Source organism: Pseudomonas sp. K5002, assembly GCF_013386655.1.
Taxonomy (GTDB): domain Bacteria; phylum Pseudomonadota; class Gammaproteobacteria; order Pseudomonadales; family Pseudomonadaceae; genus Aquipseudomonas.
This window is the reverse complement of record NZ_JACARK010000983.1, coordinates 1-2,248: the sequence shown is the minus strand read 5'-3', so window position 1 is coordinate 2,248 and position 2,248 is coordinate 1. Positions and strand designations below refer to the sequence as shown.

Below are 2,248 nucleotides of genomic sequence, written 5' to 3'. Positions count from 1 at the left end.
GCCACCGCTTCCGTCACCGCCTCACGGCTGTCCAGTTCCAGCAACACCCGGGGCTGCACGCCGGCCTGGGCGCAGGCATCGTCAAAGGTCCGCCGCGTGATCGAGCTGGGTTCACGCAACACCATGATCACCTGATCCAATTGCTCCAGCCGAATCCCCGCAGGCTCCGCCAGCCACGGATGCCCCGCAGGCACCAACGCGCAAATCCGTGACTCGATCAACGGCTGCAAGTGCAGGCCCTTGCGCGGCTCCACCTCGGTCAACACCGCCACGTCAGCCCGCTCCGACAACAGCGCCGCGAGGGTTTCCTGCGCATTGCCCAGGCGCAAATTGACAGTAATCCCCGGATACCGCTGCCGTAGGCTGGCCAGCATCGGCATGACCATGTGCGGCCCATCCGCCGCCACTTCCAGGCGCCCGGTAAGTAATTGCCGGTTGGCCTCCAGCAACGTCTGCGCCTCTTCCACCAGGCCGAAGATCGCCCGGGTGATCGCCGCGAGTTTGGTGCCCTCCTCGGTCAACTCCACCCGCCGCGCGGTACGCCGCAGCAGCGCGATCTGGTAGTGCTCCTCCAGCGCCTTGATATGCCCGGTCACCGCCGGCTGGCTGATGAACAGGCGCTCGGCCGCCCGGGTAAAACTGCCCTCGCGGGCCACCGCATCAAACGCACGCAGTTGAAACAGGTTCATAGCTATCGGCCTCACTGATAGCTCGCATAACAACAAACAATTTGATTGATGACAAGCCAAACTGCAATTTAGGCGCCGTAACTTCATCCCAATGTTTTGCGAGGACACACGAATGAGCACTGCCGCGCCGATCCTGCTGACCCCGGGGCCCTTGACCACCTCGGCCCGCACCCGCCAGGCCATGATGGTCGACTGGGGTTCATGGGATGACCGCTTCAATCAACTGACCGCCAGTCTTTGCGAGCAACTGCTGGTGATCGTCAACGGCACCGCCAGCCACCATTGCGTGCCATTGCAAGGCAGCGGCACCTTTGCCGTGGAAGCGGCCATCGGCACCCTCGTGCCACGGGACGGCAAGGTGCTGGTGCTGATCAACGGCGCCTACGGCAAGCGCCTGGCGAAGATTTGCGAAGTGCTCGGCCGCGAGTTCAGTACCTTTGAAACTGCCGAGGACGAACCCACCACCGCCGCCGACGTCGACCGCCTGTTGCACGCCGACAGGGGCATCACCCACGTCGCACTGATCCATTGCGAAACCAGCACCGGGATTCTCAACCCGTTGCCCGAGATCGCCCAGGTCATCGCCCGCCACGGCAAGCGCCTGATTATCGACGCCATGAGCTCCTTCGGCGCGCTGCCGATCGACGCCCGCGAGGTGCCGTTCGACGCGCTGATCGCCGCCTCCGGCAAGTGCCTGGAAGGCGTACCGGGGATGGGTTTTGTGTTCGCTGAAAAGCAGGCGCTGGCTGCAGCCCAAGGCAACTGCCACTCCCTGGCGATGGACCTTTTCGACCAGCACAGCTACATGGCCAAGACCGGCCAATGGCGCTTCACACCGCCGACCCACGTGGTGGCGGCGCTGCACGAAGCGCTGCTGCAATACAACGAAGAAGGCGGCCTGCCCGCCCGGCACCAGCGCTACGCCGACAACTGCCAGGCATTGCTGGACGGCATGGCCGAACTGGGCCTGCGCAGCTTCCTGCCCGCCGCGATCCAGGCGCCGATCATCGTTACCTTCCACGCGCCGAAAGACCCGCGCTACCAGTTCAAGGAGTTCTACGAACGGGTCAAGGCCAAGGGCTTCATCCTTTATCCCGGCAAATTGACCCAGGTGGAAACCTTCCGCGTGGGCTGCATCGGCCATGTGAACCAGGCCGAGATGCAAGCCGCGGTCGCGGCGGTAGCCGAGGTGCTGCAAGAAATGAACGTGCTCGACATCTGACTGCCCACTACTCCTAGGATCTGAACCATGAACTACGCAAACCCAACCCAGCTTCAAGCCGCGATCCTCGACTGGGCCGGCACCGTGGTCGATTTCGGCTCGTTCGCGCCCACGCAGATTTTTGTCGAAGCCTTCGCCGAGTTCGACGTGCAGGTCTCCATCGAGGAAGCCCGCGGCCCGATGGGCATGGGCAAGTGGGACCACATCCGCACCCTGTGCGACCAGCCGCAGGTGGCCAAGCGTTACCGCAAGGCCTTCGGCCGCACACCGACTGACGATGATGTGACCGCCATCTACCAGCGCTTCATGCCGCTGCAGATCGAGAAGATCGCCGAGC

The 2,248-nt window shown here is 63.7% G+C and carries 2 protein-coding genes and 1 pseudogene; 2 read left to right on the top strand and 1 reads right to left on the bottom strand.

Translation table 11 applies throughout. The features are described from left to right. Window positions 1–689 (bottom strand): LysR substrate-binding domain-containing protein (locus HX846_RS32125; protein ID WP_178966948.1); only part of this gene is annotated, 689 nt, incomplete at its 3' end. Between the two features lie 112 nt (window positions 690–801). Here HX846_RS32125 and HX846_RS32120 point away from each other — a divergent pair. Together HX846_RS32120 and HX846_RS32115 are read left to right on the top strand one after the other, a co-directional pair. Continuing rightward, on the top strand, window positions 802–1,911 hold the full coding sequence (locus tag HX846_RS32120) for a 2-aminoethylphosphonate--pyruvate transaminase (RefSeq protein ID WP_134327002.1): 1,110 nt from the start codon (window positions 802–804) through the stop codon (window positions 1,909–1,911). Between the two features lie 27 nt (window positions 1,912–1,938). Further along, a pseudogene (locus HX846_RS32115) lies at window positions 1,939–2,248 on the top strand (phosphonoacetaldehyde hydrolase); the annotation flags it as partial.